A 4,579-nucleotide genomic window follows, 5' to 3' on the forward strand; every position below is an offset into this window, starting at 1 on the left:
AAACGCGGTTGCCAAACCGGGCAAAAAACCGCATTCTTGAGCCCGTTCGAATCTGCGCTTTATCCCCGTTTCTGCTGGCTCCATTACGCCGCCCATCCCCGGCTCGATTACGCCGCCCCGTGACACCCGTCATGTCGGTGAAGATCGTCCCCAAGGAGCCGGATCGTTCCTACTACTGCCAATGGTTTGCGGGCAAGAAACTCGACCAAGGGGAGTTCAAGGAAGAACAGCTCGTTGCAGCCGAACCGAAGGCACCCCTCCCCCCGCCTGAGAACGAGAAAAAGTGATGCTTGCCTCCACGGCTGCTCATTGGATGCTTGAGATGCTGCATCGCGACGGGTGCATCTATCAAGATGACACGGTCGACATGCTCACGAAAGCGAACGCAGAGGCATTGCTTCGTGAAAACGCGGATGGGAATCTCGTGCTAGGTAACGAAGTCTTATCTGCGTTCAAGAAGATTTCCGCCAATGCCGTGTGGATCAAGCCCGACCGATATTGGCGCTGGCGGGTGGACGAGGACGAACAGGGCCGGGAGCAGCGTGGGTAGCGTCGTATGGACGACCGGCCTTCTGCCGCGGAATGCTGTTGCTTGAAGGACTGTTGGACACATACAAGCTGACGTTCGCCATGAAAATTCGAATGGCACTTTGTGGCCTGAACTGAGTCAGCCGATCTGACGCTGCCTGTTTGATCTAGTCCAACCTTTTCATTTCAGGTGCTTTGCTCCGCGGCGCATATGCCTTCCGGTTGACAGGGCGCGCGCCCTGTCCGCTCGCTTGCTTTACGCGACTGTCCCAATTGAAGCTTTCTCTTTCTTGCTTTCCGCTGCTTGCTGTAATGAAGAAAAAACAGGTCTCACGAAGGAGACCTGTTTTCACCCGCAACTACGCTTCAACTCGTCACGAGTGACTTGCGTTATTGCTATCCGATGTCGGCGGCATGATCTTCAGTGACTGATCGGACGCTGCTGGGAGTGCATCCGGGTTAGCTTTGCATTCCACGTGTCTAGCCAGGAGTTTCCTGTCATAGTCACTCTGCTGGCTGTCATTCATCGCCATGCCGCTGTGATCGACAATCGCCCTTACGCATGCAGCAACCTTCGGGTCCGGGTCATTCAGGGCGAGATTGATTTCATTGGCAAGCTCCGCTTTTTCATCGGCTTTCTGCTGTTCCGCGACATCAACACCATTAACGTAGTTCTTTTCGCCGAGCGATTTGCCGCTGGCGTCCCACGCCTGGGCTGATCCATTCAGCTTGCCATCGGCAAAGTGATCGACTTCACGGATACCGGTCTTCGGGTCGAACTGGGTGACCTCGCCGTCCTCTTTCCCGTGGACGTACGTTCCCTTGTAGAGCTGCGTTTTTCCGTCTGCTGCGAATCGCGTGACTTCGCCATCGTAGGTTCCGTTCACGAGTGTGGCGTGCAGAATCCGGTTGCCGGTATCCGGATCGTAGCCGCTTTCCTCTCCGTTGAGCGTGCCCGCTTCCCACGACACTGCGTGGATCAGCTTGCCGGTCTTCGCGCTATAGACCTGCATCTTGCCGTCGGGCTGTCCTTCCTTGAACGACAGTTGCGCTAGGGTTTTCGTACCTGTCTCGTCGTGGACGGTAAAGGAACCGTCGAGGCGACCTGATGAGAACTTCGACTCGATGGTTGCGGTTTCGGAGTTCGGCTCCCGGCAGATCACCTTGCCGTCCAGTACGCCATCACTGGATTCGGCATCGCACAGGGCGCCCAGGCCCACGTCGGCGACCGAGAGATCGGGACTGACGTTGTTCAAGGTTGCAATGAGTTTTGCATATCCCTGCTGCGGGCCAAATACGGTCCCGCCTGGTACGTTCCTGACCTTGCCTGAAAACGGCGTGTTAGCACCTTGCGCGTAGACCTTGCCATTGCTGATTTCGGCATTGCGGAAGTCGAGCTTGCTGCCGCATCCGGCAAGCAGCGTTGCTGCACACGACAGGATCAGAATAGATGGGGAATTCAGAAGTTTCATGAGACGAAGTTTGTATATGGAAATAGAAACAGGCCTCCGAGTGGGAGGCCTGCAGGCTGAAAGTCGGGTTAGGGGTTCTGTGTTTCGCCGATGTTGGTTGCAGCGGCACGCATTGCAGCGGCAATCGTGTCGGTAACCGTTGCCGGGAATTGCTGAACCGTGCTGACGGACGATGCAGGCAGCATGTAGCCGCTGAGCAGCACGCCGTTCACCAACGCAACGACCAGTGAACCGCCCGCATTGATGGTGTTTTTGATCGTATCGGTGATCGGAACAGTCGCGCCACCGACCGACTTCGGCAGACTGATGGTGATGACGTTCGGGTTGCGCGGATACACCGACCAGCTTCCCGCGACCGGGAAACTGATCGGCTCATTCGCGTAGTTACAACCCGAAGCGCCGCTTTCCACGATCTGTGCCACACCACCCGCTTCGATGTGCAGAAGCAGACAGGGTCCGTCGACTTGGATCTGCGTGCCGACCACTTGCTGAACCGATGTGAGCGTCTGCGTCGGATCGCTGAGCGAACTCCAATAAACGCCGGTACCCGGAGAATACGAGGCGCTCCACGACCCGGATTGTGCGGTGCCAATGCCGGATTCCGTCAGCATCAGCTGGTCATTCGCATGCTGCGTCGAGGCCAGATAGGCTGTCGTGCCGGTCGGGAACGTACCGCTCATCGAACCGCGCACCGGATTGCGATAGTCGATTTGCAGAGCAGTAGAGAGCGGCTGGCCCGATACGTCGATCGTGCGGTAGGAAGCGGTTATGGCGTCGCCCGTGTTCGGGTCGGTGCCGACGAGATTGTTACCGACCGACGAAAGCGCATACGCGGGATGAAGCTGACTGTTGGGAAACCAGTTCGTCCATGTCCCGTCGGTTTTCATCAGCATGGCGCCTAGACCGGCTGTATTCTGAATGAAGTTGCCGCTGAACCAGCCGTCATAGCTACCTACAGGGGACGCTGCACTCCATGCACCGCTGCTCTGGACTTCCTGCGTGATCGACAGCGTGGAACCGGAGAGCGTCCAGTTCTCGCGCACAGGCGACAGTCCGGGCGAGACTACGGCCCCGGTGCTGCTTTCCTGAATCAGATCGCCATCGACGGCATAGAGCGAGTCAGCCAATGCTGCCGTAGCAGCAATCGGCTGACTCAGTGCCATATTCGAAAGTTGCGTATTGACATCGGATTGCTGCACGCCTTCGACATTGCCAACGGCTGCGTAAGCGTTCATGGTTGCCTGAACGAGCGTCCATGAAACTGGGCCGTTGCCGTACAAAGCCTCCAGATGCCCGACCATATCTGCGGCGACGCCAGTCGTGTTGCTGTCACCGTTGGCGATGTAGTCGGCGCCCGGGTCGACACTGGAGCCGACGAGATTTTGCACGGCCTGCGTCGCCTGATCCTGCGACTTGCCGGCGTTCATTTGCGCGACCACCATCGTCGTGAGCGGCGTCACGTTCTGGGTCGCGCCGGAGACGATAGCCGAAAGCGTGAACGTCGTCGTGAACGGCGCCCCCGACGGATTGGACCTGTCCACGGTTGTCGGCGTAACCAGAACATCAATCTGCTTCCCCGTGGCGTCCCCGGAGACCTTGAGCGTGTAGTTGCCGTTGGCGTCGGTCGTGGTGGTCGGCTGCGACAGGTCGCACGCACCTTGTCCGTTGTCGAAGCAGACGGTGGCCCCGGACAGGTAGCCATCGATGGCCTTGCCCGTGATCTGGGCATTGCTCGTTGCGGGCGGACTGTTTCCGCCCACGGCGGTTGAACTGCCACCGCCGCCACCGCCACAAGCGGCTAGGGCTACGCAGACGGACGCGCCGAGCGCGACCCTGGTAATCCTCGGATGGAGCATCTTTTTCACGTCGTTTTCCCTCGTATGTGTAGGTGAAGCCTGCTGGTCGTGTGGCTCATTTCGATCGACTTTCACTGGGATCCCGATTTTATATCGGCAAGTCATCCTACAAGGTTTAGTTACAACCTAAAAAGTCCTTAAATTCTCAGGGTTGATGCCCAACCATTCGGGTTGAATGGGAGGACGCATGACAACGGTAGATTCGGAACAGCTTGCGATGATGGTGGGACGTGCGATTGCGCGACACCGCACGGCGAGCGAGTGGACGCAGGAACAGGTTGCCGAAGCCTTGGGAATTGGCAACGAGGCGGTGTCGCGAATGGAACGCGGGATCGTGATGCCGACGGTGGCCCGTCTGGTTGAACTGGCTGAGCTTTTCGAGTGCGATGCGGCGGATTTGCTGACTGAGGCCAGTAGTCGCAGCAGCGACCAGGCGAAGCACCTCAGTCAACTGCTTGGCAAGCTCAGCGCAAACGACCGGACGATGGTGATTGAGATTGTGGAGCGTCTGGCCGGACGTCTAACGCGGCGTTGAGCGGATCGAGCCGGTTGCCGGCGCGGAGGCGCTGATATTAGTGAGATGCGTCAGGCAGAGCTCGGCCACCAACGGCCATTCGAGCGCGCTTTCAGGCGGACATTCAAACGTCGGCTCAGCGCGGGTAACGGACCTTCCTCGATGATCAGGAGCGTCGAATCCTCAATCAAGCCGGCCGTGCTACTCCA

General features: G+C 58.2%; 4 protein-coding genes and 1 pseudogene. 3 read left to right on the plus strand and 2 right to left on the minus strand.

Translation table 11 applies throughout. From position 1 onward, the window contains the following. Both AB4Y42_RS43465 and AB4Y42_RS43470 read left to right on the plus strand, forming a co-directional pair. Positions 1-287: pseudogene (locus AB4Y42_RS43465) on the plus strand (hypothetical protein); the annotation flags it as partial. Further along, positions 287-550, plus strand: coding sequence for a hypothetical protein (locus tag AB4Y42_RS43470; RefSeq protein WP_368697785.1), 264 nt, complete (start codon positions 287-289; stop codon positions 548-550). The pseudogene AB4Y42_RS43465 and the gene AB4Y42_RS43470, both read left to right, overlap by 1 nt. 352 nt (positions 551-902) lie before the next feature. On the opposite strand, the gene AB4Y42_RS43475 is transcribed toward AB4Y42_RS43470, so the two are convergent. Both AB4Y42_RS43475 and AB4Y42_RS43480 read right to left on the minus strand, forming a co-directional pair. After that, positions 903-2,000, minus strand: a complete 1,098-nt coding sequence (locus tag AB4Y42_RS43475) for a toxin-antitoxin system YwqK family antitoxin (protein ID WP_368697786.1) — start codon at positions 1,998-2,000, stop codon at positions 903-905. Between the two features lie 68 nt (positions 2,001-2,068). Beyond that, positions 2,069-3,856: a hypothetical protein gene (locus tag AB4Y42_RS43480; RefSeq protein ID WP_368697788.1), complete on the minus strand. Its 1,788-nt coding sequence runs from the start codon at positions 3,854-3,856 to the stop codon at positions 2,069-2,071. A 187-nt stretch (positions 3,857-4,043) separates the two neighbouring features. Between AB4Y42_RS43480 and AB4Y42_RS43485 the strand changes: the two genes are divergently transcribed. Continuing rightward, entirely contained in the window at positions 4,044-4,391 is a 348-nt protein-coding gene (locus AB4Y42_RS43485) for a helix-turn-helix domain-containing protein (protein WP_368697787.1), read from the plus strand. The last annotated feature ends 188 nt before the right edge of the window (positions 4,392-4,579 follow it).

This window comes from Paraburkholderia sp. EG286B (genome assembly GCF_040965655.1).
Taxonomy (GTDB): domain Bacteria; phylum Pseudomonadota; class Gammaproteobacteria; order Burkholderiales; family Burkholderiaceae; genus Paraburkholderia.

Excerpts from the sequence above, each read along its gene's own strand:
- AB4Y42_RS43470 (WP_368697785.1), top strand. The coding sequence starts at position 287 with ATGCTTGCCTCCACGGCTGCTCATTGGATGCTTGAGATGCTGCATCGC.
- AB4Y42_RS43485 (WP_368697787.1), top strand. The coding sequence starts at position 4,044 with ATGACAACGGTAGATTCGGAACAGCTTGCGATGATGGTGGGACGTGCG.
- AB4Y42_RS43480 (WP_368697788.1), bottom strand. The coding sequence starts at position 3,856 with ATGCTCCATCCGAGGATTACCAGGGTCGCGCTCGGCGCGTCCGTCTGC.
- AB4Y42_RS43475 (WP_368697786.1), bottom strand. The coding sequence starts at position 2,000 with ATGAAACTTCTGAATTCCCCATCTATTCTGATCCTGTCGTGTGCAGCA.